26 protein-coding genes are annotated in these 23238 nt (G+C 73.5%); 14 read left to right on the top strand and 12 right to left on the bottom strand.

Annotated features, from left to right (window positions below; translation table 11 throughout):
* Positions 1-76 precede the first annotated feature (76 nt).
* Together ACFVHB_RS02570 and ACFVHB_RS02575 are read right to left on the bottom strand one after the other, a co-directional pair.
* Positions 77-1279 (bottom strand): zf-HC2 domain-containing protein, encoded by a 1203-nt coding sequence (locus ACFVHB_RS02570; RefSeq protein ID WP_380314398.1) that lies wholly within the window; start codon positions 1277-1279, stop codon positions 77-79.
* Positions 1276-2220 carry a sigma-70 family RNA polymerase sigma factor gene (locus ACFVHB_RS02575; protein WP_380314399.1) on the bottom strand — a complete coding sequence of 315 codons (945 nt, stop codon included), beginning with the start codon at positions 2218-2220 and terminating at the stop codon, positions 1276-1278. Before ACFVHB_RS02575 ends, ACFVHB_RS02570 begins: the two co-directional genes overlap by 4 nt.
* A 568-nt stretch (positions 2221-2788) precedes the next feature.
* Between ACFVHB_RS02575 and ACFVHB_RS02580 the strand changes: the two genes are divergently transcribed.
* Positions 2789-3328, top strand: coding sequence for an ATP-binding protein (locus ACFVHB_RS02580; RefSeq protein WP_380314400.1), 540 nt, complete (start codon positions 2789-2791; stop codon positions 3326-3328).
* Positions 3329-3854: 526 nt separating this feature from the next.
* On the opposite strand, the gene ACFVHB_RS02585 is transcribed toward ACFVHB_RS02580, so the two are convergent.
* Positions 3855-4832 (bottom strand): GlxA family transcriptional regulator, encoded by a 978-nt coding sequence (locus ACFVHB_RS02585; protein ID WP_380314401.1) that lies wholly within the window; start codon positions 4830-4832, stop codon positions 3855-3857.
* A gap of 122 nt (positions 4833-4954) precedes the next feature.
* Here ACFVHB_RS02585 and ACFVHB_RS02590 point away from each other — a divergent pair, with 122 nt between their 5' ends.
* The 4 genes from ACFVHB_RS02590 (at position 4955) to ACFVHB_RS02605 (ending at position 8592) form a co-directional block, all read left to right on the top strand.
* Entirely contained in the window at positions 4955-6268 is a 1314-nt protein-coding gene (locus ACFVHB_RS02590; protein ID WP_380314402.1) for an MFS transporter, read from the top strand.
* 111 nt (positions 6269-6379) lie between these two features.
* Positions 6380-6907, top strand: a complete 528-nt coding sequence (locus tag ACFVHB_RS02595) for a GNAT family N-acetyltransferase (RefSeq protein ID WP_380314403.1) — start codon at positions 6380-6382, stop codon at positions 6905-6907.
* Between the two features lie 129 nt (positions 6908-7036).
* Positions 7037-7375, top strand: coding sequence for a DUF4229 domain-containing protein (locus ACFVHB_RS02600; protein ID WP_380314404.1), 339 nt, complete (start codon positions 7037-7039; stop codon positions 7373-7375).
* A 185-nt stretch (positions 7376-7560) separates the two neighbouring features.
* Positions 7561-8592 carry a LacI family DNA-binding transcriptional regulator gene (locus ACFVHB_RS02605; RefSeq protein ID WP_380314405.1) on the top strand — a complete coding sequence of 344 codons (1032 nt, stop codon included), beginning with the start codon at positions 7561-7563 and terminating at the stop codon, positions 8590-8592.
* A 12-nt stretch (positions 8593-8604) separates the two neighbouring features.
* Here ACFVHB_RS02605 and ACFVHB_RS02610 read toward each other — a convergent pair whose 3' ends face one another.
* On the bottom strand, positions 8605-9342 hold the full coding sequence (locus ACFVHB_RS02610; protein WP_380314406.1) for a helix-turn-helix domain-containing protein: 738 nt from the start codon (positions 9340-9342) through the stop codon (positions 8605-8607).
* 223 nt (positions 9343-9565) lie between these two features.
* Between ACFVHB_RS02610 and ACFVHB_RS02615 the strand changes: the two genes are divergently transcribed.
* Together ACFVHB_RS02615 and ACFVHB_RS02620 are read left to right on the top strand one after the other, a co-directional pair.
* Entirely contained in the window at positions 9566-10231 is a 666-nt protein-coding gene (locus ACFVHB_RS02615; RefSeq protein ID WP_380314407.1) for a DUF4097 family beta strand repeat-containing protein, read from the top strand.
* Positions 10232-10432: 201 nt separating this feature from the next.
* A complete protein-coding gene (locus ACFVHB_RS02620; RefSeq protein ID WP_380314408.1) occupies positions 10433-11251 on the top strand; it encodes an alpha/beta fold hydrolase in 819 nt (272 codons plus the stop codon).
* A gap of 123 nt (positions 11252-11374) precedes the next feature.
* Here the strand turns inward: ACFVHB_RS02620 and ACFVHB_RS02625 are convergent, their stop codons facing one another.
* Positions 11375-12589 carry an MFS transporter gene (locus ACFVHB_RS02625; RefSeq protein WP_380314409.1) on the bottom strand — a complete coding sequence of 405 codons (1215 nt, stop codon included), beginning with the start codon at positions 12587-12589 and terminating at the stop codon, positions 11375-11377.
* A gap of 435 nt (positions 12590-13024) precedes the next feature.
* On the opposite strand from ACFVHB_RS02625, the gene ACFVHB_RS02630 reads away from it, so the two are divergent.
* Positions 13025-14386 (top strand): dicarboxylate/amino acid:cation symporter, encoded by a 1362-nt coding sequence (locus tag ACFVHB_RS02630; RefSeq protein WP_380314410.1) that lies wholly within the window; start codon positions 13025-13027, stop codon positions 14384-14386.
* A 181-nt stretch (positions 14387-14567) separates the two neighbouring features.
* Here the strand turns inward: ACFVHB_RS02630 and ACFVHB_RS02635 are convergent, their stop codons facing one another.
* The gene (locus ACFVHB_RS02635; protein WP_380314411.1) at positions 14568-16487 is read right to left on the bottom strand and encodes a DUF1906 domain-containing protein; all 1920 of its coding nucleotides are present in this window, start codon (positions 16485-16487) and stop codon (positions 14568-14570) included.
* 430 nt (positions 16488-16917) lie between these two features.
* Between ACFVHB_RS02635 and ACFVHB_RS02640 the strand changes: the two genes are divergently transcribed.
* Both ACFVHB_RS02640 and ACFVHB_RS02645 read left to right on the top strand, forming a co-directional pair.
* Positions 16918-17424: a DUF2199 domain-containing protein gene (locus ACFVHB_RS02640; RefSeq protein ID WP_380314412.1), complete on the top strand. Its 507-nt coding sequence runs from the start codon at positions 16918-16920 to the stop codon at positions 17422-17424.
* A gap of 230 nt (positions 17425-17654) precedes the next feature.
* Entirely contained in the window at positions 17655-18305 is a 651-nt protein-coding gene (locus ACFVHB_RS02645; RefSeq protein WP_380314413.1) for a hypothetical protein, read from the top strand.
* Between the two features lie 51 nt (positions 18306-18356).
* Here the strand turns inward: ACFVHB_RS02645 and ACFVHB_RS02650 are convergent, their stop codons facing one another.
* The 4 genes from ACFVHB_RS02650 to ACFVHB_RS02665 are packed head-to-tail and all read right to left on the bottom strand — an operon-like array spanning position 18357 to position 19448.
* Positions 18357-18617: a hypothetical protein gene (locus ACFVHB_RS02650; RefSeq protein ID WP_380314414.1), complete on the bottom strand. Its 261-nt coding sequence runs from the start codon at positions 18615-18617 to the stop codon at positions 18357-18359.
* Entirely contained in the window at positions 18614-18835 is a 222-nt protein-coding gene (locus ACFVHB_RS02655) for a hypothetical protein (protein WP_380314415.1), read from the bottom strand. Before ACFVHB_RS02655 ends, ACFVHB_RS02650 begins: the two co-directional genes overlap by 4 nt.
* Positions 18823-19083 carry a hypothetical protein gene (locus tag ACFVHB_RS02660; protein WP_380314416.1) on the bottom strand — a complete coding sequence of 87 codons (261 nt, stop codon included), beginning with the start codon at positions 19081-19083 and terminating at the stop codon, positions 18823-18825. The genes ACFVHB_RS02655 and ACFVHB_RS02660 overlap by 13 nt, the downstream gene beginning before the upstream one ends.
* On the bottom strand, positions 19080-19448 hold the full coding sequence (locus ACFVHB_RS02665) for an ATP-binding protein (RefSeq protein ID WP_380314417.1): 369 nt from the start codon (positions 19446-19448) through the stop codon (positions 19080-19082). The genes ACFVHB_RS02660 and ACFVHB_RS02665 overlap by 4 nt, the downstream gene beginning before the upstream one ends.
* A gap of 287 nt (positions 19449-19735) precedes the next feature.
* Between ACFVHB_RS02665 and ACFVHB_RS02670 the strand changes: the two genes are divergently transcribed.
* The 4 genes from ACFVHB_RS02670 to ACFVHB_RS02685 all read left to right on the top strand — a co-directional run bounded on the left by ACFVHB_RS02670 (position 19736) and on the right by ACFVHB_RS02685 (position 21419).
* Positions 19736-20596, top strand: coding sequence for a helix-turn-helix domain-containing protein (locus tag ACFVHB_RS02670; protein WP_380314418.1), 861 nt, complete (start codon positions 19736-19738; stop codon positions 20594-20596).
* Positions 20596-20799, top strand: coding sequence for a DUF397 domain-containing protein (locus tag ACFVHB_RS02675; RefSeq protein ID WP_380314419.1), 204 nt, complete (start codon positions 20596-20598; stop codon positions 20797-20799). The genes ACFVHB_RS02670 and ACFVHB_RS02675 overlap by 1 nt, the downstream gene beginning before the upstream one ends.
* A gap of 40 nt (positions 20800-20839) precedes the next feature.
* Positions 20840-21031, top strand: a complete 192-nt coding sequence (locus ACFVHB_RS02680; protein ID WP_380314420.1) for a DUF397 domain-containing protein — start codon at positions 20840-20842, stop codon at positions 21029-21031.
* 127 nt (positions 21032-21158) lie between these two features.
* Positions 21159-21419 (top strand): hypothetical protein, encoded by a 261-nt coding sequence (locus ACFVHB_RS02685; protein WP_380314421.1) that lies wholly within the window; start codon positions 21159-21161, stop codon positions 21417-21419.
* An 82-nt stretch (positions 21420-21501) separates the two neighbouring features.
* Here ACFVHB_RS02685 and ACFVHB_RS02690 read toward each other — a convergent pair whose 3' ends face one another.
* Both ACFVHB_RS02690 and ACFVHB_RS02695 read right to left on the bottom strand, forming a co-directional pair.
* Positions 21502-22290 carry a hypothetical protein gene (locus ACFVHB_RS02690; RefSeq protein ID WP_380314422.1) on the bottom strand — a complete coding sequence of 263 codons (789 nt, stop codon included), beginning with the start codon at positions 22288-22290 and terminating at the stop codon, positions 21502-21504.
* A gap of 387 nt (positions 22291-22677) precedes the next feature.
* Positions 22678-23034 (bottom strand): DUF6234 family protein, encoded by a 357-nt coding sequence (locus tag ACFVHB_RS02695; RefSeq protein WP_380314423.1) that lies wholly within the window; start codon positions 23032-23034, stop codon positions 22678-22680.
* Positions 23035-23238 lie beyond the last annotated feature (204 nt).

Consider the following 23238-nt stretch of genomic DNA (forward strand, 5'->3'; position numbering starts at 1 on the left):
GGCCCGAGGCCCTGAGCCTCCCGCGGCCCTGAGCCCCGCCGGTTTCACGGTCCGCCGGGCTCAGGGCTCGCCCGGTTCAGGGCCGGGAGAGCAGCGGCGCCGCGTGCAGCACCTCGCGGATCGCGGCCCGGTCACCGTGCGCGCCGACCGGCAGCCGGTCCGGGTCGCGGTGCGCGGCGGCCAGCTGGCAGAACTCCAGCCCGTCCAGCACCATCGCGGCCACCGGCTCCCCGCCGGGCGGGCCGCTCTCCTGGCCGTCCAGGGGGATCAGCCACTCGCCGGCCGCGGGGCCGTCGATCACCAGCCGGACCAGCCGGCCCGTTCCGCCGCTCCGGCCGTCGCCGTCCCGCGCGGCCGCGGGCGCCCCGGCGTGCTCGGGCCGCGCGGCGCGCAGTCCGGCCAGGGCCGGCGGGAGCATCCGGACGGCCAGGTCGACCATCTGCCGCAGGTGCTGCGGCGCCGGCGGGTCGTACGGGTACGCCACCGCACGGGCCACGTCCTCGCCGTGGACGTAGCACTCGAAGGCCCGGTCGACGAAGGCGTCGCGCAGCGGGACGGTCGCGAAGCCGTAGTCGACCGGGGTGTTGCCCTGCGGGGCCAGCGCGGCGGTGCGGACCAGCTCGTGGCAGTGCCGGCGCCACCGGGCCCGGACGGTCTGCGGCGGCTGCCCGGCCTGGTCGGCGGTCAGCCGGGCGGTGCGCTCGGTGATCCCGGCCCACGGGCCGCCCTGCGCGGGCACCTTCGGTGCCGGCGGGCCGGGGTCCTGCGGCGGCACCCGGCGGCCGGCGGCCGGGGCGGGCCCGCCGGGGACGGGAACGCCCGGGACGGGGTCGGGCAGGCCGAGCGCGACGGCCAGGTACCCGTCGACGGCGGCGAGGTGGCAGAGCACCTCGGCCGGGCGGAGGTACTCGGTGCCGCCGTGCCAGGGGAGTTCGGCCACCTCCTGCCACTCCTCCGGGCCGAGGTCGCGCAGCAGCGCGTCGAGCTTGGCGGTCTCGGCGGTGTAGGCCGCGCCCCAGGCCGGGACGGGCAGGTCGGCCGGGCGCCGGGCCAGGCACCAGTCGAGCACCTGCTGGCGCAGCGAACCGGGCTGGTCGAGCGGCTCGTCGAGGGCGAGCCAGCCGGCCGCCTCGCGGAGCCGGGCGGCCTCGGCGGCGCAGTCCGGGCAGGCCCGCAGGTGCCGCTCCAGCTCGGCGGCCTCGCGGGGCGGGCAGGCGCCCAGGGCCCAGGCGCCGAGCAGCGAGCGCAGGGCCTCGTGCTGCTCTTCGGTGGTCGTCACGTGCCCCCGTCCTCGTTCCGGTGCCGGTCGTCGTGCACTGCTTCGTCGTGCACTGCTTCGTCGTGTGCTGTTCCGTCGTGCGTCGCTCGGCCGTGCGCTGCTTCGTCGTGCGCTGTCGCGTCCTGCGGTGCCGTGTCCCGCCGTGCCGTGTCCCGCCGTGCCGCTCCGTGGTGCTCCGCTCTGCGCGCTGCCGCCTCGTCCGGGCCGGCCGCGCCCGGCTCCGGCCGGTCCGGCGCCGCCGCGTCCGACGAGTGCCCGCCCGACGCCGCCCCGCCCGGCCGGTGGCCGCGCTGCTGGGCCTGCCGGGCCTGGCGGGCCTGCTGCTGGCGCTCGCGTTCTTCGGCGAGCTCGGTGGCCAGCAGCTCCAGGCCGAGCCGCATCCGCTGCTTGGCGATCTGCTCGCTGATGCCGAGCCGACGGGCGGTCTCCTGGTAGGTGCGGCCGCCGTAGTACGACACCGTGATGGTCTCGCGCAGGGTCTGCGGCAGGGAGTCGACCACGTACTGGATCCGCGCGGCGGTGGCGACGGTCCGGATCTCCTCCTCCACGGGGGAGTTCGCGTCGTACCGGCTCCCGCCGTACGGGTCCCCGTCGGGCCGGCTCCCGCCGTACGCGCCGCCGGTGCCCTGGTCGAGGCCCTCGCCCTCGGCGGCGCGCCGGATCCGGAGGCGGTCCACCGCGCGGCGGTGCGTCAGCGAGCCGATCCAGGACCGGAGCGAGCCCTGGGCCGGGTCGAAGGAGTGCGGGTGCTCCCAGACGTGGGCGAAGATCTCGCGGGTGAGCTGGGCGGCGGCGGCCTCGTCGGCGAGGATCCGGCCGGCCAGCCCGTGCACCATCGGCGCCAGTTGGTCGTAGAGTTCGCCGAGCGCGGTCTCCTCGCCGCGGGCGAGCCGGCGCTGGAGCTGTTCGTCCCAGCGCGGGGAGCGGCCGGGGGCGGCCATCGGGAACCACCCTCCTACCGTGGGGTTCGCTGACTTACCCAACGGTATCTTGCGGCCTTCCGGGGGCGGGCGGATTCGGTGAAGATCGGAGCTCGCGGTTTCGGATCGTCACATCGTGGGATCTGCAGTCCGATTCCCCCTGTTCGACGGGCGCTGGACACGTGTCGCACGGGTGGTTCGCGAGTGGCGGTCCCGGTTCCGGGGGCGCCCGGCGGTAGGTTCACCTCTGCGTGTCCGGCCCGCCGGGACCGGGCCGGACGAGCGCCGGTGCGAGGCTCGCGAGAGTGAACGGGACAGTATGCACTGCGCTGTCCCCCGATCGCTGGAATATGCCCGAAGCGCTTGCTGCGCCCCTCCCGCCGACTCATCCTGAGGCGTATTCGTGTCGCAGCCTGTGCGCGACGTACGAGATGGCGCGGGTGCGACGGACCGGGTGTGCCGTGCGGTGGGCGAAAACGTGCGACGCGGCCCGGGGTGTGCGGTGGCCCGGCGGGTGCCGGGGCCGGCCGGCTGGACGATCCGGCCCGATCGAGACGACGGCCGAACTGCGAGTGCGGGTGGTGGAGCGGTGCAGGTTCTTCAGGTACAGCTGGCGGTGCGGGCCGATCCGGCCGAGGTCGGGCGGGCCCGCCGGTGGGTGCGCTCGCGGCTGCTCAACCACGGCGTGGACCCGGACGCCCCGATCGCCGAGACGGTGGTCCTGGTGGTCTCCGAGCTGGTGACCAACGCCGTGGTGCACACCGGCTGTCCGGCCGTGCTGCGGCTCTGCTTCCCGATGGAGTGCGCCGCGCCGGGCGCGGAACGGGCGGCGACGGGCGCCCCGGGCGCCGCCGGGGCGCACGGGGAGCCCGGAGAGCCCGGGGCGCCCGCCCTGGGCCCGCTCCGGGTCGAGGTCGCGGACGCCAGCCAGGCGGCCCCCGCCCCCCGCCGCGCGGGCGCGGACGCCGACGCCACCAATGGGCGCGGCCTGGAACTGGTCGAGCTGCTCTGCGACCGCTGGGGTTGGTATCCGGACGGTTCGGGCAAGCGGGTCTGGTGCGAGATCGGCGCGGACGCCACGCCGGTGGATCCGCTGGCCGCTGTGGACTGGGCCGCGCTGGCGCAATGACGCCGCTCCGCAGGGCCGTTCCCGCCTGCGACGATCATCGGGCCGAAACCTGACGCAACCATTCCGAATTTCCGACAAGCCATTGACGTGACGTATCCGACTGATCACGCTTGGGAGCAGCGCTCCGTCGCGAGGGGACGCCGAGGGAACACCCGAATGCCGCTACGGTGCTGCTGTCCAGGGGGACCACGTCAGCAGGGGGGCCATAGCAGGCCGATCGCGGGGTGGCTCCTCGGCGAGTGCGGAGAGCGGTGGCGCGGGTTCAGGGCCCGTGCTTCGCGGTTGGATGGCGGCCTGCCGTGCCGTGCTCGGGGTGCGTGCGGCCTGCCGCCATCCAATCCGCCCATTCCGGCGGTCGCTTTCCGGCCACCCGCCGGATCGTTTTCCGGGGGCTCCGGTTCTGGTCGCTCCGGTCGCCGGGGCTCCGGTTCCGGTCGCTCCCGTTCCTGAGGCTCCGGTTCCGGTCACTCCCGTTCCCGGGGCTCCGGTTCCCGGTCGCTCCGGGGTGAGTCCCGGCGTCGGCCCGTCAGTCGGCCGGCGCGGTCGTCCGGAAGGTGCGCCGGTACGCGCTCGGCGCGACGTCCAGCCGTCCGCGCAGCTGCAGCCGGAGCGAGGCGGCGGTGCCGAAACCGGACTCCCGCGCGACCTGGTCGATCGTCAGGTCGGTGCGCTCCAGCAGCTGCCGGGCCCGTTCGGTGCGCTGCACCGTCAGCCACTGGCCCGGACTGGCGCCGGTCTCCTCGCGGAACCGCCGGGTGAAGGTCCGCACGCTCATCCCGGCCCGGTCGGCGAGCAGGCGCAGCGGCAGCGGCCGGTCCAGGTGCTCCAGCGCCCAGGCCCGGACGGCGGCGGTGCCGGGGCCGGTCTCGACGGCCGGGCGGGGGAGCGTCACGTACTGCTTCTGGCCTCCCTCGCGCCACGGCGGCACCAGGCAGGTGCGGGCCACCGCGTTGGCCACCGTGCTGCCGTGGTCGCGGCGCACGATGTGCAGGCAGAGGTCGACGCCGGCCGCCACCCCGCCCGAGGTGAGCACGTCGCCGTCGTCGGTGAACAGCACGTCCGGGTCGAGCCGGACCTTCGGGAAGAGCGCGGCGAACCGGTCGGTGTAGCTCCAGTGGGTGGTGGCCGGGCGGCCGTCGAGCAGGCCGGCGGCGGCCAGCACGAAGGAGGCGGTGCAGATCGAGACCAGCCGGGTGCCGGGCCGGATCCGGGCCAGTGCCGCGGTCAGGTCGGGGCCGAGCTCGGCGTCCACCTGCTTCGGCCCCGGGTCGGCGGAGGCCGGGATGACCACGGTGTCGGCCCACTCCAGCAGTTCGGGCCCGTGGTCGACGGCGACCCGGAAGTCCGTGCTGGTGGCGACCGGCCGCCCGTCCACGGTGCAGGTGGCCACCCGGTAGTACGGGACGCCGTCGGCGTCCTTGGCCGACTCGAAGATCCGCGCGGGGATGCCCAGTTCGAAGGCGATCACCCCGTGCAGGGCCAGTACCGCCACTTTGTGCGCCACCCCGTGCTCCTTCCGCCGGTCGTCCGTCGGGCCAGCGTACGCCGGGCCGGTGGCCCGATCTTTGCGAAAGCTGGCAGTCAGGCCACTCGTGGGCGTTCGGGCCGTTCGGGAGACTCGGCCGGGTGAACGAACGGAACGCCCCCACGCTCGAAGCCGCCCCCACCTCCGCGGGCACCCGCGCCCCGCGCGTGCACTACGCCTGGGTGGTGGCCGCCGTCGCCCTGCTGGTGCTGCTCGGCTCGGCCGGGTTCCGCTCCACGCCCGGCCTGATGATGGACGCCCTGCACAACGAGTTCGGCTGGTCGATGGGGACGATCTCCAGCGCCACCTCGGTCAACCTCACCCTCTACGGCCTCACCGCCCCCTTCGCCGCCGCCCTGATGGACCGGTTCGGCGTCCGGCTGGTGGTGGTCTGCGCGCTGCTCACCGTCTCGGTCGGCGCCGGACTGACCATGCTGATGCGCGAACCCTGGCAACTGGTGCTCTGCTGGGGCGTGTTGGTCGGCCTCGGCAGCGGCTCGATGGCCGGCGCGTTCGCCACCACGATCACCGGCCGCTGGTTCCGGGCCCGGCAGGGGCTGGTCACCGGCGTGCTCACCGCGGCCGGTGCGGCCGGCAACCTGGTCTTCCTGCCGCTCGGCGCCTGGCTGGTCGAGGAGCACGGCTGGCGCTCGGCGGTGGTGGTGGTCTCGCTGGCGGCCAGCGCGGTCGCCGTCCCGGTGCTGCTGCTGATGCGCGAGCGCCCGGCCGACCTCGGCCTGCTCCCGTACGGCGCGACCGAGGAGCCGCCCGCCGTGCCCGCCGACGGGCGGGCGCTGGCCCGCTCGCTGCGGGTGCTCCGCGACGCGGGCCGCAGCCGGGCGTTCTGGCTGCTGGCGGGCTCCTTCGCGATCTGCGGCGCGACCACCGCCGGGCTGGTCGGCACCCACTTCATCCCGGCCGCCCACGACCACGGCCTGCCGGTCACCACCGCGGCGAGCCTGCTCGCGCTGATCGGCGTCTTCGACGTGGTCGGCACGATCGCCAGCGGCTGGTTCACGGACCGCTTCGACTCCCGGCTGCTGCTGGTCGTCTACTACGCGCTGCGCGGGCTGTCGCTGTTCCTGCTGCCGCAGTTGTTCGCCGGTTCGCTGGAGCCGCCGATCCTGGCCTTCGTGATCTTCTACGGCCTGGACTGGGTGGCCACCGTGCCGCCGACCGTCGCACTCTGCCGCCGGCACTTCGGCGAGGACGCGCCGATCGTCTTCGGCTGGGTGCTGGCCTGCCACCAGATCGGCGCCGCGGTGGTGGCCGGCCTGGCGGGCCTGGCCCGGGACGCGCTCGGCAGCTACGACCTCGCCTGGTACGCGGCCGGCGGGCTCTGCGCGGTCGCCGTCGTGCTCTGCCTGGCCCTGCGGGGGACCGGTGCACCCCGGGTGGTCCCGGTCCTGTCGTAGGGGCTGTCCCGGGCCCTGTCCCAGGCCCTGGTCCGGGCCCGGTTCCAGGCCCTTTCGTAGCGGCCCGACCGGCAGGGCGGCGGGCCCGGCCGGCGGGTAGGCTCCGCGATCATGGCGCTCTCCTTCACCCTGGACCCCGTGCTCGACCCCGACCTGCGTGCCCGGATCGTCCGCCTCTGGACGGACGTCACCAACGCGGGCGGTGCCGTCGGCTTCGTCGCCCCGGTGACGGAGGACGAGGTCTGGAAGACCGCCGACGCGCAGTTCGCCGGCGTCGGGCCCGGCGAGCCGGACCGGCTGCTGGTGGCGCACGAGGCCGCGACGGGGCGGCTGGCCGGCCTGCTGTTCTTCGAGTCGATGCGGTTCGGGCCGATGGACCACTGGCGGCTGCTCAAGCGGGTCATGGTCCACCCGGACTTCCAGGGGCGCGGCTACGGCGCCGAGCTGATGGCCGAGGCCGAGCGGGTGGCCCGGGCCTGGGGCCTGGACGGCGTCCGGCTGACCCTGCGCGGCGGTCTCGGCCTGGAGACCTTCTACGGCCGCTGCGGGTACACCGAGGTCGGCCGGGTGCCCGCGGCGATCCGGGTCGCCCCCGGGGACGACCGCGACGACGTCACCATGTGGCTCGACCTGCGCTGACGGGGCGGTCGCGGCGGCCGGCCGGCGCGGGACCGGGCGACGGGACGGGCGACCCCTTCCCCGCGCGGCCCGTCAGGCATGCTTCACTGGGAGACCGGCCGGCCCCGCGCAGAGAAGGATGTGTCCCCGGTGAGCAAAGTGAGCGACAAGTCGCACGCCACCCTCCGCTACACCTCCCTGCGGGTCAGCGTCTTCCTCGGCTGCCTGCTGGTCATGCTGCTGCTCGGCCACTTCCAGCTGATCCCGGTCAAGGGCGAGCTGGGCGTCGTCTTCCTCTTCCTGCTCGCCGCGGTGTTCTCGGCGCCGCTCAGTTACGTCCTGCTGAGCAAGCAGCGCGACGAGATGTCGGCCCAGATCGCCGGCAAGGTGACCGGCCTGCGCAACCGGACGGCCGAGCGGATCGCTGCGCAGAACGCCGAGGAGGACGCGGCCGACGAGGCCGCCCGCTCGGCGGCCGTCAACGGCTGACCCGCACCACCGCCGTGCCCGCACCAGCCTCAGGTCCAGCGCCCCGGCACGACGAGCGCGCGCACGGGAGGTCGGCCGGTCCGACCTCCGGTGCCTCCGCACTGCCCGGGGGGCCGACCGCCGCGTCCGGCGATCAGACCGGCACGTCCGGCGAGCCGGCCGCCGCGTCCGGCGAGCGGGCCGCCGTGCCCGCCGAGGGCGCCAGCGGGACGTGGCCGGCGCCGGTCCGCAAGCCCACCGGGCGGGACGTCGCCCGGCTCGCCGGGGTCTCCCAGGCCACCGTCTCGCTGGTGTTCTCCGGCTCGGAGGCCGGCCGCCGGGTCTCCGACGCCACCCGCGAGCGGGTCCGGGAGGCCGCCCGCAGCCTCGGCTACCGCCCCCAGGCGGCCGGCCGGCAACTGCGCCTCGGCCGCAGCGGCATGATCCTGCTGGCCGTGCCGAACATCCTCGGCCCGTTCTTCGGCCGGGTGCTGGAGGGCGTCCACGAGGAGGCCGGCAAGCACGGCCTGGCCGTCGTGGTCAGCTCCGGCTGGGGCAGCGCCACCCTGGCCGACGCGGCCACCACCAGCCGCTTCGACGGCCTGCTGATCTGCTCCCCGGACGACAGCCAGCTCGGCGAGCTGCCCGCCGACACCCCCGCCGTCTTCCTGGACGCGGACCCCGGCACCGACCGGGCCCGGCCGACCATCGAGCTGGACGTGGCGGGCGGCATGCGCGCCGCCGTCGAGCACCTGGCCGGGCTCGGCCACCGCCGGATCGGCCGGCTGCGCTCCACCCACTCCGCCTACACCTTCCGGGTCCGCCAGGCCGCCTTCGAGGAGGCGGTCGGGGCGCTCGGCCTGGACGTGGTCGAGTTCGGCGTCAGCCTCAACGAGGGCCAGCCGGCCGCCCGCAGCGTCGCCCGCAGGATGCTGGAGCACCCGGACCGCCCGCACGCGGTGATCTGCGACGACGACGTGGTGGCCTCCGGCGTCTACCAGGCCGCCGCCGAGCTCGGGCTGAAGGTCCCGGACGACCTCTCGGTGGTCGGCATCGACAACGTGCCGGTGGCCGCGCTGCTCGCACCGCCGCTCACCACCGTCGACCTGCCCGGCGAGCGGCTGGGCCGGGCAGGCGTCGCCGCCCTCGCCGACCTGCTCCGCGGCGAGCCGGTCACCCCGGTGCCGCCGCTGGCCACCTCGCTGGTCCTGCGCTCCTCCACCGCCGCCTCGGCCTGATCCGACGGCGGCTCAGGCGGTGTCGTCGTCCGGGGCCGTTCCGGGCTTCGTGTAGAGGACCTCGCGGGCCTGCTCCGCGGCGCGGACTATCCCCTCGTTGACGAAGTCGAGGAAGCGGGCGACGTTCTCCAGACGGGTGGCGGCCGGGGTGCCCGGGCCGAGGACGCTGACGCCCTGCAGTGCGGTCTCGGAGAACTTGGCGTTGTCCCGGGCGCTGCGGAGCATCGACTGGTACCAGAGGTCGTCGTCGACGATGTAGCGCTCGCGGCGGCCTTCGTCGCGTTCGCGGCGGACGAGTTCCAGGCTCTCCAGGAAGGTGATCGCCTTGGAGACGGACGCCGGGCTGACCTGGAGGCGCTGGGCGAGTTCGGACGCGGTGAGGCTGCCCGCGTCGGTGGTGTAGAGGCAGGCCAGCACCCGGGACATCATCTTGGGCGCGCCCGACTGCATGAGGACGGTGGTGAGCGTCTCCTCGTACTCGCGCACGGCCTCGGCGTCGCGTCCGTGCGGCAGGGGGGCCGACTCCGGCCCCCGGGAGGAGGCGGGCCGGCGCCGGTGGGCGCGGCGTTCGGTGGCGCGGTGGGCCAGGTCGGCGCGGTAGGCGGTGGGGCCGCCGTTGCGCATCACCTCACGCGTGATCGTCGAGGTCGGACGTTCGAGGCGGCGGGCGATCTCGGCGTAGGGGAGCCCGTCGGCCACCCCTTGCGCGATCTGCTGGCGTTCCTGCTGGGTGAGCCTGCCTCCCGGCATCGGGTCTCCTTCGTGGTCGCGTGGTGGCCCCAGCATAGCGTTCACCCTCACTCCATTGCAACGAACGAGCGCGGACGTTGCGTTAAGCGTCAGGGTTGTTGCAATGATTTTCCGGCCTTCACCTGCATTGATGCTGATTTTGCGCAACGAGCATGTTGCCTGACATTGGAAAGCAACGTAGCTTTTCCAATGTCAGAAACACGAGCGAGCTCAGGAGAGCACGATGCAGAAGTTCGACACCCCCGCCCCGATCGCCGCCGTCCTGGACGTCCCCGCCGGCCGCCTCCAGTTCATCGCCGCCGACCGCACCGACACCGTCGTCGAGGTCCTGCCGGCCGACCCCGCCAAGGGCCGTGACGTTCAGACCGCCGAGCAGACCACCGTCTCCTACGCCGACGGCGTCCTGCGGATCCACACCCCCGCGCCGAAGAACCAGCTCTTCGGACCCTCCGGCTCCGTGGAGATCACCGTCAAGCTGCCCACCGGCTCCCGCGTCGAGGCCGAGTCCGCCAGCTCCGAGCTCCGCGGCGTGGGCCGGCTCGGCGACGTCGTCTTCGACGGCGCCTACCGCCGGATCAAGATCGACGAGGCCGCGGGCGTCCGCCTCACCGCGACCGACGGCGACGTCGAGATCGGCCGCCTCGGCGGTCCCGCGGAGATCAGCACCCAGCGCGGCGACATCCGGATCGCCGAGGCCGTCCGCGGCACGGTCCGGCTCAGCACCCAGTCCGGCGACATCACGGTCGGCGCCGCCGCCGGCGTCTCGGCCACCCTGGACGCCGGCACCGCCTACGGCCGCGTCACCAACGCCCTCCGCAACGACGGCACCGCCGCACTCGACATCCACGCCACCACCTCCCGCGGCGACATCACCGCCCGCAGCCTCTGACCCGACCGGTCCGGGACCCGAGCCGAGCGGGCGCCCGAGCCGAGCCGGGGCCCGAGCCGGGACCAGAAACGCGCCCGGGCCCGAGCCGGGCCGCGACCAGAACCGCGCCAGGAACGCGCCGCGCCAGAACCACGCCAGAACCGCACCACGACCGGAGCCGAGGCGGACCCGCCCGGCCCCGACACGACAAGGGGGGAACCCATGACGAACAACAGCACCGCCCCGACCGGTTCGGCCTGGACCGGCATGGTGCCGGTCGACGACACGGCCCTGGCCGTCACCGACACCGGCGGGCCCGGCATCCCCGTGCTCTACCTCAACGGCCACTTCGCCACCCAGGGGTACTGGCGGCGGGTCATCGCCGAGCTGGGGGCGGGGTGGCGGCACATCACCTACGACGAGCGCGCCCGCGGCCGGAAGTCGCGGCCTTCGGCGGACTACTCCTTCGAGGCCGCCGTCCGGGACGTCGACGCCGTCCTCGCGGCCAGGGGCGTGGAGCGGGCGCTGGTAGTGGGCTGGTCCTACGGCGCGTTCGTGGCGGCGCACTGGGCCCAGCGGAATCCGGAGCGGGCCCTGGGCGCGGTCATGGTCGACGGCGCGTTCCCCTACGACTGGCTCGACGAGGCCATGGAGCGGCGGATCCGCAAGCAGTTCCGGCAGTGGAGCTGGTTCATGCCGCTGCTGCGCCCGACGGGCCTGGTCCCGCGGATGAACGCCGAGCAGATGGCGACCAGCAACATCGAGCTCGGCAGGATCTCCCGCGAGCGCGAGCTGGGCCCCGTGCTGGACGGCATCACCGCGCCGGTGCGGTACGTGGTCGCCTCGGGGTCCTCCCTCGGAAGCCGCGGTGACGAGCAGGAGCGGATCCGCACCAGCCTCGACGCGGTGACCGCCCGCAACCCGAACATCAGGATCAGCGCGAAGGTCGCGAGCAACCACGGCGCGCTCCTGAAGAAGGACGCCCCGGCCATCGCCGCCGCCGTCCGCGAGGTCGCCGCGCTCGACCGCGGGGAGCGCTGAGCGAGCCGCCCGGCGCCGGATCGACCGGGGGCGCCGAAGAACCGTGGGAGGAGCGGGAGCGGCCGCGCCCGTCGGCCAGACCACCTGTCCGACGGGCGCGGTCGCGTCTGGGGTGGTGGGCGCTCAGCCCACCGGGACCGGCTCCGCCACCGGTGCGGCGGCCACCGGCGCGGGCCGGAACCAGCGGCGGGCGCCGAACAGCAGCAGCCCGCCGAGCCCGATCCCGCCGGCCGCGCAGAGCGCCACCGAGTGCAGCGAGCCCTCGGCGAGGTGGCCGGAGACGGCGTAGCCGAGCGAGTTGCCGGTCGCGAAGAGCGTGACCAGCCAGGCGAACGCCTCGGTCACGGTGCCGGCCGGCGCCAGCTCGGCGACCAGGACGAAGGCGGCCGCGAGCAGTGGCGCCAGCCCGATCCCGGAGAGGAAGGCCAGCCCGGCCATCGCCCACGGCCCGGGCAGCACCACCAGCGGCAGGTAGGAGACGGCCATGCCGACCGCCATCACCCACGTCCGGGTGGCGGTGCTGCTGCGCCACCGCACCGCGCCGTAGGCGAGCGCGCCGAGCAGCCCGCCGAGCGCGGCCAGGGCCAGCAGCGTGCCGGCGCCGCCGGGCAGTGCGCCCTCGTGCGCCTCGGCGTAGGCGATGAACAGCACGTTCTGCGCGCCGACCGCCCAGCCGGCGCCGGCCAGGCCGATCAGCAGCAGGACGAGTCCGGGGGAGCGGAGCGGCCCGAGCAGGCCGGCCGAGTGCGCGCGCGGCGGCGCCTGCCAGGCCCGGGCCGGTGCGGTGGTGGCCACGATCAGGGCCCCGGCGAGCCCCAGCCCGGCGGCGACCCAGAGCGCCGCGACCGGGCTGACCGCGCCCGCGATCCCGGCGACCGCGAGCGGTCCGGCGACGTAGAGGATCTGCTGCGAGGCGGAGTCGAAGGCGTACGCGGTGTCGAGCTGCTCCTCCTCGACGACATCCGGCCAGAGTGAGCGCAGGCAGGGTTCGAGCGGCGGCATGGCCAGGCCGGCGACGGCGGCGCCGAGCGGCGCGGCCAGCGCGGAGCCCGGGGCGAGCGCGAGCAGCGCGTAGCCGCCGCCGGCGATCACCGCGGAGGCGAGCAGCACGCGCGGCTGCCCGGTGCGGTCCACGATCCGGCCCAGGACCGGCCCGCCGACGGCGGCCGAGATCGCGTAGGCGGCGGTGGCCAGCCCGATCCGGCTGTACGGCGCTCCGGCCTCGCGCAGGGCCAGTGCGATCACCAGGGCGGTCATGCCGGCGGGGAGGCGGCCGAGCAGGGTGCCGAGGAGGAGGCGGCTGACGTGCGGGGCGCGGAGCAGGGCGACGTAGCCCATGGGCACGGTTCTCCGGTCGGGCAGGCGTGGGCGGGGGACGCTGTCCAAGTTATACGTATAACCGGCAGGCGGTCAATCGGGCGGGATCCGAAGATCTGATGGTGCGTCAGTCTCGTTCGTGTCCGGAATTGATCGGAGGGCGCGGCCTATCTCAAACAACAACTTTGAACATCTCAAACCTTTACTGCTAACGTGTCGGCCATGACCACCTCAGGAGCACCCCGGATGAACGGCCTGGGCACCATGCCCGGCGCCGCCCGCCGGTGCTGCCTGCCGGGTGCTGTGGACAGCCCGCGCCGTTGTCGCGCCATGAGCTGTATGCGGGCGGCACGCCCCTGACCGGGGGTCGCACCCTCACCGTTCGGCCCCTGCGCCGTGCCGCCTTCCCGCGCCTCACCCCACCGTCAGCAACGCCCTCCCCGGAGTCGCACCGTCATGTCCACAGCGCCCGAGGCGACCTCGTCGCCCTCCGTGCTCGCCCGCGTCCGCAGGACGCCCTTCTGGGTCCAGATCGTCGCCGGCCTCGTCCTCGGCGTCGGCCTCGGCTACCTGGCCCGCGCCGCCGACGTCTCCTGGCTGGCCACCACCCTGGAGACGATCGGCAAGACCTTCGTCCAGCTGCTCAAGCTGGCCGTCCCGCCGCTGGTGTTCACCGCGATCGTGGTGTCCGTCGCCAACCTGCGGAACGTGACCAACGCGGCCCGGCTGGCCGTCCGCACGCTGCTCTGGTTCGCCGTCACCTCGCTGATCGCCGTCGCGATCGGCCTCGGTCTCGGCCTGCTGACCAACCCGGGCGAGGGCACCGACCTCAAGACCGAGGGTCTGGCGCCGCCGAAGTCCACCGGCAGCTGGGTCGACTTCCTGACCGGCGTCTTCCCGACCAACATCGTCACCGCCTTCACCGAGGTCGAGGTGCTGCAGATCGTCTTCCTGGCGATCGTGGCCGGCGCGGCGATCATCAAGCTGGGCGGCAAGGCCGAGCCCGTGCTCAAGCTCAGCGAGTCCGTGCTGGAGCTGGTGCAGACCGCCCTGTGGTGGGTCATCCGGCTCTCCCCGCTCGGCACCCTCGGCCTGATCGGCAAGTCCGTCGCCAAGTACGGCTGGGACCTGCTGGAGCCCTTCGCCACCCTGACCGTCGACATCTACGTCGGCTGCGCGCTGGTGCTGTTCGGCGTCTACCCCCTGCTGCTGAAGTTCGCCGCCGGCCTCAACCCGCTGAACTTCTTCAAGGGCGCCTGGCCCGCCATCCAGCTGGCCTTCGTCTCGCGCTCGTCCGTCGGCACCCTGCCGGTGACCCGGCGCGTGACCGAGCGGCTCGGGGTGCCGGGCGAGTACGCGAGCTTCGCCGTCCCGTTCGGGGCGACCACCAAGATGGACGGCTGCGCCGCGATCTACCCGTCGCTGGCCGCGATCTTCGTCGCCCAGGTGTACGGCATCGACCTGGGGATCAAGGACTACCTGCTGATCGCCTTCGTCTCGGTCATCGGTTCGGCGGCGACGGCCGGTCTGACCGGCGCGATCGTGATGCTGACGCTGACCCTGTCGACCCTGGGCCTGCCGCTGGAGGGCGTCGGCCTGCTGCTGGCGATCGACCCGATCCTCGACATGATGCGGACGGCCACGAACGTCGCCGGCCAGGCGCTGGTGCCCGTCCTGGTCGCGGCCCGGGAGAAGACGCTCGACCTGGTCGCCTACGGCAACCCGACCGGCGACCTGCTCGCCGGCCCGGCGGTCACCGTCCCGGCCCAGGCGGCCGAGGCGCCCCAGGCGGCCGAGGGCGTCACGGCCACCGCCTGACGGAACGTCACTGCCGCGGCCCGGCGGCCCGGCGGCCCTGCGGCCCGGCGGCCCTGCGCCCCTGCGGCCCGGCGGCCACGGACAACGGGCCCTCTCCCCGGTGTGGGGGAGAGGGCCCGTTCTTTGTCGGCCTGTCAGCTCAGGAGGTCACGGGTGACGAGGTCGCGGGTCACCGGCGGGGTCACCAGCGCCCGGTGATCGGCGTGTCGGAGGCCTCGCCGAACCGCACGCTGTAGAGCGGCGAGCCGGAGTCGTAGAACGCGCCGTAGAAGGCGGCCGCGCTCGGCCGGAAGATGCCGACCTTGTCCGTCCCGCTCCCGTTCCAGTCGCCCTTGACCGGGACGTCGCCCTGGTCGCCGAACAGGACGGAGTGGTCGATGGTGACCGAGGTGTTGGAGTTGCTCAGGTAGAAGCCGTGCGTGCTCGGCCGGTAGATGCCGACGGTGTCCTTGCCCGTGCCGCTCCAGTTGCCGACCATCGGGATGTCGCCGCGGTCGCCCAGGCTGATGGAGAGGCTCACCGTCCGGTTGTCGTTGGTCAGGTAGAACGCCGCGTCGCTCGGCCGGTAGATGCCGATGGTGTCGCGGCCCTGGCCGGTCCAGTCCCCGACCAGCGGGACGTCGCCGCGGTCGCCGAAGGGGACGGCGATGGTGACCGTCGCGTTGTCGCTGGTGAGGTAGAACGAGGCGTCGCTCGGCCGGTAGATGCCGATGGTGTCGCGGCCCTGGCCGGTCCAGTCCCCGACCAGCGGGACGTCGCCCTGGTTCCCGAAGGCCACGGCCCGCACGAGGCCGCCGCCGCTGTCGGCCATGGCGAAGACCTGGCTGCTCGGGCGGTAGATGCCCGTCAGCGTCTGGCGCCCGCTGGGCGTGGTGGCGACCTGGACGTCGAGGTAGTCACGGTCGATGTTGATCGTGACGCCGCCCCAGGTCTCGGTGACGTCGCCGTCGTGCTGGTGGATGCGCTGGTGGTTGTTCCAGGCGGCGCTCGGGACGGCCGCGTCGTTGGTGTCCGCCACCCCGTTCCACCGCGCGGTGAACAGCACGTCGGGCATGGTGTAGCCCTTGCCGCTCCCGGCGTTGGAGACCAGGTCCGCGATGCCGGTCGAGGCGCTGCTGTAGACGCCCGAGTTGTAGCCGCGGGCGTGGAGTCCGGCGTTCCAGGCGGACAGGAAGACCTGGACGGTCGCGGAGTACGTCGCGACGTTGTAGGACTCCATGTCGTAGTACAGGACGCTCCCCGGCGCGAGCCCGAGGGCCGACGCCTGCGCGACGGCGTCGTCGGCCGCGGCGGCGCCCTGGGCGGCCGGCGAGGTGATCTTCGAGGCCTGGAGGCCGACGTACACCGGCATGAAGCGCCAGCCGGCGGCGTACTGCTGCTGCATCCAGGACGCCGTCAGGTTGGGCTGGCTGCAGGCCCGGCCGGCTCCGCCGATGTAGATGCCGACGGCCTGGTACGGCGAGTTGGCGCGCCAGGCGGCCATCGTGGCGGCGTCGGGCGCCGAGCAGGCGTCGAAGCCCTTGCCCGTGTACCTGGTCGCGTCGGCGGGCAGCGCGGCCCCGGCCGCCGGTGCCGCGGCGGGTGCCCCCGCCGCCGAGGGCGCCGCCGCCGCGGACTCCATCGGGGAGGACGCGGCGGCCCCGGCCGACGGCTTGGTGCTCCGGGTGGGGGCGGGCGCCGGCGCCTTCGTCGCCGTGGCGGGGAAGCCGGCCGAGGCGAGGACGGTCCGGACGAGCGCCTGGTCGCCGTCGTACACGCCGGTGGCCGTGATCCCCGGAGCGGTGGCGCGGACCTTCCGGTCGACGTCCGACACGGTCGTGGCGGACGGCGCGTCGGCGGCACCGGGCTCCACGAGCAGCGCCTCGGTGCGGCCCACGAGGTGCGCGGGGCAGTTCTGGCGGGTCCCGGGGGTGCCCAGGTAGACGGCGTGCTGGTCGAAGCGGACGCAAGCCGTCGGATCGGCCGTCAGGTCGATCACCGGCCAGTCGGCCGGGACCTTGAACGTGTGACCGAGGTAGGGGACGTCCTTGGTGGGGGCCGTCGGCGTGCCGGTTGCGGCGTGTGCCGCACCCAGGCTCCCGGCGGACAGGATCGCTGTCACGCCGAGGGTGGTGAGTATTCGGCGACGAGGGCCGGTGTGCGTGGTGATGACGTTCTCCCTGGGAAGCGGAAGAGGCCCGGGCGGCGCCGGGCTGGAGAAGGCGGTCCTGCGCACCCGAGTCGGCTACCGGAAACCGGGGCGCGGCAGCACAGCATAGGGAGCGCGGCTGACAGGCCGACAGCGACCCCCCTGCCGCCGACGTCCCGCCAAAACCGGCCGATACCGGGATGTTTGAGGTGATGCGGTCCGCCGGGCCGGCTCAGGGGCGGTCCGGGCCGGCTCCCGCGGGCCGTGCGGACGCGCGCCCGGCGGTGCCCGGCCGCCGCGCCCCACCCCGTGCGGTGTGCGGGCGGGCGCCGCGGGCAGGGGGCGGAGCGGCCCGCCGTACGGCCTCGGTCACGCCGCTGACCAGCGGGTTAGGCTCGTCGCCATGTCCGCCGAGCACCCCCATGTCTGCGCCTGCTGCACCGAGCCGCTGGACGGCCCGCCGCTCTCCTACGGGGCTCCGGCCCCGGTGGGGTGGAAGCCCCGGTACGCGCGGCGCCGCGACAGCGAGCTGACCGCCGACGTCTGCGTGATCAAGGGCCGGCACTTCTACGTCCACGGCCTGATCGAGATCCCGGTGCGCGACAGTGGAGAGACGTTCGCCTGGGGGGTGTGGGTCTCCCTGAGCGAGCCGAACTTCGCCCGGATGCACGACCTCTGGGAGGACCCGGCGCGCGTGCAGGAGCCCCCGTACTTCGGCTGGCTGTCGACGGAGCTGCCCGTGTATCCGGACACCACGCTCCTGCTCAAGACCCATGTCCTCACGCAGGCCGTCGGGCGGCGTCCGTTGATCGAGCTGGAGCCGACCGATCACCCGCTCGCGGTGGAACAGCGCGAGGGGATCACCGCGGACCGGGTGCGGGAGTTCGCGGACGTGCTGCTGCGCGGCTGACCGGGACTGACCGCGGCTGACCGCGGCTGACCGCGGCTGACCGTGACGGGCCGGGCGTTGCCGGGCGTTGCCGGGCTGCGCCGGGCGTTGCCGGGCCTCGCCGGGGTGGCGGGGCCCGGCCGCCCCCCGGTGGCGCGGGTCGTGGCACCCGGTTCCGGGTGGGGGCTGTTGTGTGCCCGGGGCGGTGGGAGTAGCATCTGGCTCGATTTTGAACGCGTTCAATATCGGGGGTGGGTCGGTTGACGGGCGTACGGGCGTGGTGGCGGCCGCCGGCCGCGGTGCTGGTGGCGGCGCAGCCGGTCGGGCTGGTGGCCTGGTGCCTCCTGTCGCGGCAGGTCGACTTCTGGAGCCTCGCCCCACTGGAGGCGTCGGGCGCGGTGGCCGGGCTGTTCCTCGCGAGCCGGCTGCTGGTCCGGCGGTCGAGGGCGAGGTGGCGGGCGGAGATGCGGTGGCTCGGGCGGGCGGTGGTGCAGTACCTCGTCTGCTGCCTGACGCCGTTCCTCCTGCTGACCACGGCCGTGTGGCTGATCGTGACGGGTGGACGGGACGCCCCGGGGATCGACCTCGGCCTCGCCCTGCTCGGCCTGGTGGTGATCTGGGTGCACGTCCCGACCGTCGTGCTGCTGCTCGTCCAGGCCCCTCGCGCGGAACGCGGTGCCGAGGTCGGTGCGCTCGTGGGCCTGTTGCCCAGCGCCCTGCCGATGCTGATGGTGCTCCTCGCCGGGCTCTGGCCGCTGCTCCTGCTGATCGTGGCCCAGCTGTTCTTCGCCTTCCTGGTGCTGCCGGGGCACGTGCCGCTGCCCTTCCTCGGGGTGCCGGCGGTCGAGGGTGGAGCGGGAAGTCGGCCGGGCCGACTTCCGGTGCGGGGCGCCGAGGCGTGAACGCGGCGGGCCCCCGCCGTGGCGGCGAGGGCCCGGGTGCCGGATGAGGGTTCAGTCGGGAATGCGGTGCCGTCCGCGGGTGGTCGGCGGTCGGGGGACCTCGGGGCCGAAGTGGCCGGCCTGGCGGGCGATCCAGGCGTATTCGTGGGTGCCGTCGGGGAGTCGGCGCAGTTCCCAGCGGCCGTGCCGGGTGATGGGCGGCGGCGCGGTGGCGTCGGCGGTGACCCTGAGGGCGGTGACGACGCCGAGCGCGACGGTCGCGATGGCGAGCGCCACGAGCACCGCGAAGGCCGTGAGGGCGATGGCGTTCACCGGCGGATCCCGAGGACGCGGTGGCCGAGGTGGGCGGCGAGGCCGTGCAGCAGTTCGTGCGCCTGGTCGCGGGTGAGGGCGAAGGCGAGCTGTTCGCCGGGTCCGGCGTGGACGTCGAGGTCGACGGCCAGGCGGAGTTGGACGACGGCGTCGGGGACGCGCTCGACGGCGAGGTAGGCGGCGGTCGTGCGCTCGACGCGGGGGATCAGGACGTCCACGGCCGGCTCGCCCCCCTGGTGGTGCGGAGGAGGTCGAGCAGGTTGACGAGGGTGGCGACGGGCGCGGCGCCGAAGTTGATCAGGAGGCGGCCGTCGACGGTGCTGTGGTGGGTGGTGGCGGAGCCCCACTGGACGCCGAACTCGCGTCCGATGGTGTGGAGTTCCCGGAGGAGGGCGGTGACCTCGGGCTCGGTGTAGGTGCGCATCCGGGGGTCGTCGGGCGCGATCGGGGTGCGGTCGGCGTTCACGCGGCGGCGTCCAGCTCGAACCAGACGGACTTGCCGCCGTGCTTGCGGGGGTCGGTGCCGAACCGGTGGGTGAGCGAACGGACGAGGTGCAGGCCCCGGCCGGAGAGCTCGTAGGGGTCGGCGGAGACGCGGGGCTCGGGGAGGGCGGGGCTGTCGTCGGCGACCGAGACCCGCAGGGTCCGGTCGAGGAGCAGGACGACGACCAGCGGGGCGGGGCTGCCGCCGTGCCGCCAGGCGTTGACGAAGATCTCGTGCAGGGCGAGCTCGGCGTCGTGGATGAGGTCGTCCGGCCAGCCGGCGGCGGAGAGGGTGGCGCGCAGCTCCTCGCGGGCGGCGGACCAGTCGGGCGGGTTGAAGGCACACATGGGGAACCTCCGGAAGGAAGGTGGTGTGGTGGATTCGTTGACCGGCGGAATCGTCGCCGTGAGCCAGGCCAGGGCGGGACTGGAAAGGACACGCGTGGCTGCTCTGCGGTGCGCGGGCAGCAGGCGCCTACTGCCCGGGGAACAGGCGTTACTGACGACCCGTCGGATCGCTATGAGGAAGACCATAGCGCACGGCGCCACAGATTTGTGGCGAGCCGATGGAAGTTCCCTCCATCGTGGCTGCGGCTCTGAGGCAAACTGGGTCCCACCACCGCAGAGAGGACCCCATGGCGCTTCGTTCGAACCCAACTCTCCGCCAGCGGCGGTTGGGTGCCGAGCTACGCAGGATGCGGGAGCAGGCCGGCCTCGGAGGCAGTCAGCTCGCCCGCGCGCTTGGCATCAACCCTGCCCATGTGACACAGATGGAGAGCGGGAAGACCGGTATCAGCGTTGAGCGCCTGCGCACGATCGCTGGACTGTGCATGTGTGTCAATCAGCCCTTGATCGATGCGTTGGCAGACATCATCACCGAACGCGACAGAGGCGGCTGGTGGGAGGAGTATCGAGGAACCCTCTCGGAAGACTTCCTTGAGGTTGCCGAGATCGAAGGCCGCGCAAGCAGCCTCTCGACCTACACGATGGCTTTCATTCCCGGGTTGCTTCAGACCAGCGCGTACGCCTCTGCCGTCTTCACTCGGTCCTTCTCGCCCCTTCCCCGTCACGAGATCGACCTGAGAACGGTCTTCCGCATGAAGCGGCAGCACATCGTTCGATCCGGAGCAACGCCATACACGGCGTTCATCCACGAGGCGGCGCTGCGCATGCAGTTCAGCGGACCGAAGGTTCAGGCTGAACAACTGGGGAGCCTCATCGAGGTCTCCGAGCAGCCGACCATCTCGGTACGAGTCGTGCTCTTCGATGTCGATGTGCTTCCGGTCCCGAATGAGAACTTCACCTATGCCGAAGGTCCGATCCCCGAGCTCGACACGGCACAAACCGACACCAGTCTCGGCTGCCTGCTCTTCGATGCACCGGCCCACACGGCTCGGTTCCGATCCCTGCTCGCCCGGATCGACTCGGCGGCCCTCTCGGAAGAGGATTCCCAGGAGCTCATTCGATCCATCAAGAAGGACATGGAAAGCAAATAATGCCTAACCATAGCTGGCAGAAGTCCAGTTACTCCGGTGCAAACGCCGACTGCATCGAGGTGCGCACAGCCGAGGGGCTGATCGAGCTGCGCGAGTCCGATGACGGCGAGGTCATCGTCCGCACTACCCCGGCCAAGTTCGCCGCCTTCCTCCAAGGCATCAAGGCTGGCGAGTTCGACCACCTCGCCAACCCCAGCATGTAGGCGCCGGAGACCACACCCATCGCGAACCCAGGAGGGGCAAATGGCGAGCTCCGCGTGGCATAAGTCCAGCTACTCCGGCTCAAGTAACGCATGCGTCGAGGTTCGTGCCACAGACGGGCTGATCGAGCTGCGCGAGTCCGACGACGGCGAGGTCATCGTCCGCACCACCCCGGCCAAGCTCGCCGCCTTCCTCCAAGGCGTCAAGGCCGGCGAGTTCGACCACCTCGTGTAGCAGCGTGGCGGCCCCCTCGCTCTCAACTGAGCGGGGGGCCGCAAGGGAAAGGGGGAACGTCTTGGAGTGCCCGGAGTGCGGGGGTGAAACCGGCCGCTTGCGTGGCGCTCTACGCCGCCGCGAGGAAATGAGCTGGTTGCAGTGCCGCGTGTGTGACTGGTTCGGCTATCAGCAGCTCAGCAAGCCCACGGAGCTGAGGACGCTCCACCGCTACGAGGGCGCCGAAGCCCGCTGCCCCTGGTGCGGCGAGGACGACTTCGTCTACGAGGTGGCCACCCCGATCACCGAGCACCACGGCAGATCCGGCCGCTGGGTCAACGACATCTGCCTCGCCTGTGGCCGCGTGGGCGTCTGGTTCCGCAAGGAGCCGGCCACCGGAGCCGGTTAGGCGGGCTCGTCCGGTGGGCCGTCCTGGCACGGATGAACCCCTGGAGCATGCGCCCCAGGGGTTCGCCGTCCGCGCGGGTGACTCAGTGCTGCTGGGCGGCCTTGACCAGGTCGAGCTGCTTCTTCACGACACCCTGGTCCGGCTGCGGCACGGATCCCGTCGCCACGTTGCTGACGCTGATCATGACGTCCCCGCTCCGGACGAAGACGTAGGAGTACTCGCCCGACGACTGGCCGGTGAAGGACAGCTTGAAGGCCAGGGTCCCGTCGCCGAGCGTCGAGTAGCCCAGCTTCGACACGGAAATCGTGATCTTCTGGTTGGCGTTCCCGGGGACGGAGCCCGGGATGCTGGAGCACGACTCGAGCACGGCCGCGGCGGACGACAACGCCTTCTCGCCCTGGCCGGCGCCGAACTGGCTGAGCTGGACCATGACCCCGCCGGAACCCGTCTTGAACATGCCCTGCACGCCCGCGGCCGGCTTCGTCGCGCCGTTCATCGGGTCGATCAGATCGAGCACGGGCTGGCAGGCGGCCTTGTCCGCGACCGTCTTGCTGTCACCGCCGGCCGGGCCGCTGTCCGACTTGGTGGTGCCCGGCACGTCCGCCTTGGTCAGCAGGGCCTTGGTGAGCTCATCGGACGACAGGGCCTTCGCCGGACCCGGCTTGCCCGTCGGGGCGGCGGTGGCGGTCGGTGCGGCGGTGCCCGCCGGCGCGGCGGAGCCCGTGGGTGCGGCCGTGGCCGTCGGCGCGGCCGTTGCGGTCGCGGCGCCGCCCGGGTCGGCGTTGTCGGGGCCGCACTGGGCGGCCATGCTCCCGAGGAGAGCGATCGGCAGAACGGCCGTCACGAGGAAGCGCTTGTGCGAAGCACGCATGGTGAAGAGTCCCCCTTGATTTGGATCACGGTACAACTGCCATGCGGGAGCCAGGTCATGGTGTTCGCCGGGGCCCCCGCTGCAGCGATCAGCAACGATCCCTGGATGAGGGATCCGGGCCGGTCCAGGGGGCGGATTCCGCCCGCGGGTGGGCCACCGCGCTGAGGCGTGCCAAGTTATCGCAAATCTCCGGCGAACGAGTACACGTGATCATCTGACGGCTCGGAAGTGATCTCGTTCGGAGACTCTGCGGACTCGGATGAGCACCCCAGCGCCCCGCGACGGCCCACCTCGGAGCAGGAAGTCGGCCGGTCCGACCTCCTGCTCCGAGGTGGGGGAAGTCGGTCCCGGTGCGGGGCAGGTACCGCGTCGGCCGGCCGACCCCCCTCAGCGGTCGGCGTGCTGCATCAGACCCAGGAGCACCACGAAGAGCAGCATCCCGACCACCATCAGCCCGGCGGTCCACCGGCGGCGGGCCCACACCGCGAGGCCGGCCACGCCGAGGGTGGTCGCCATGAAGTAGCCGATCCGGTTGGCCTCCTGCTGCCGGATGCGCCGGATCTCCTCCTGCCCGGCGAGGCCGTCGTACGACCGCGCCCACTTCTCCATCGCGGCCCCGAACTCCCCGTACACGAAGAACACGGCCAGGACCATCAGCAGGAACACGCCCAGTGCGACATCCGCGCCGGTGGACGTCGGCCCGGGTCGCCACCGGCGCCCGCGACGGGAGGGAGTTTCGCTCACCCGCCGATTCTGGCCACCGGCCTCCACCGAAGTCCTGAGTACGCGTACTCACTTCTCCCGGAGGCTCCGCCCGCCCCCGTTGCGGCACCCCCGGCGGGGGGGGGGGGGGGGGGCCGCCCCGCCCCCCCCGCCCGCCGGCCCCCCCCCCCCCCAGCAGCGGGCCGCCCCCCCCCCAAGGCTACGGACAACCCGAAAACGCACGCG

Origin of the sequence: Kitasatospora sp. NPDC127111 (assembly GCF_042677465.1) — a bacterium.
In the GTDB taxonomy this organism is placed as follows: domain Bacteria; phylum Actinomycetota; class Actinomycetes; order Streptomycetales; family Streptomycetaceae; genus Kitasatospora.

Bases quoted from the DNA above. Each gene is read 5' to 3' on its own strand.
- ACFVHB_RS02625 (WP_380314409.1), bottom strand. From the start codon at position 12,589: ATGGGCTACGTCGCCCTGCTCCGCGCCCCGCACGTCAGCCGCCTCCTC.
- ACFVHB_RS02690 (WP_380314422.1), bottom strand. From the start codon at position 22,290: ATGCGTGCTTCGCACAAGCGCTTCCTCGTGACGGCCGTTCTGCCGATC.
- ACFVHB_RS02680 (WP_380314420.1), top strand. From the start codon at position 20,840: ATGGCGAGCTCCGCGTGGCATAAGTCCAGCTACTCCGGCTCAAGTAAC.
- ACFVHB_RS02670 (WP_380314418.1), top strand. From the start codon at position 19,736: ATGGCGCTTCGTTCGAACCCAACTCTCCGCCAGCGGCGGTTGGGTGCC.
- ACFVHB_RS02640 (WP_380314412.1), top strand. From the start codon at position 16,918: ATGTCCGCCGAGCACCCCCATGTCTGCGCCTGCTGCACCGAGCCGCTG.
- ACFVHB_RS02610 (WP_380314406.1), bottom strand. From the start codon at position 9,342: ATGCCGGGAGGCAGGCTCACCCAGCAGGAACGCCAGCAGATCGCGCAA.
- ACFVHB_RS02595 (WP_380314403.1), top strand. From the start codon at position 6,380: ATGGCGCTCTCCTTCACCCTGGACCCCGTGCTCGACCCCGACCTGCGT.
- ACFVHB_RS02630 (WP_380314410.1), top strand. From the start codon at position 13,025: ATGTCCACAGCGCCCGAGGCGACCTCGTCGCCCTCCGTGCTCGCCCGC.
- ACFVHB_RS02675 (WP_380314419.1), top strand. From the start codon at position 20,596: ATGCCTAACCATAGCTGGCAGAAGTCCAGTTACTCCGGTGCAAACGCC.
- ACFVHB_RS02575 (WP_380314399.1), bottom strand. From the start codon at position 2,220: ATGGCCGCCCCCGGCCGCTCCCCGCGCTGGGACGAACAGCTCCAGCGC.
- ACFVHB_RS02665 (WP_380314417.1), bottom strand. From the start codon at position 19,448: ATGTGTGCCTTCAACCCGCCCGACTGGTCCGCCGCCCGCGAGGAGCTG.
- ACFVHB_RS02620 (WP_380314408.1), top strand. From the start codon at position 10,433: ATGACGAACAACAGCACCGCCCCGACCGGTTCGGCCTGGACCGGCATG.
- ACFVHB_RS02685 (WP_380314421.1), top strand. From the start codon at position 21,159: ATGAGCTGGTTGCAGTGCCGCGTGTGTGACTGGTTCGGCTATCAGCAG.
- ACFVHB_RS02615 (WP_380314407.1), top strand. From the start codon at position 9,566: ATGCAGAAGTTCGACACCCCCGCCCCGATCGCCGCCGTCCTGGACGTC.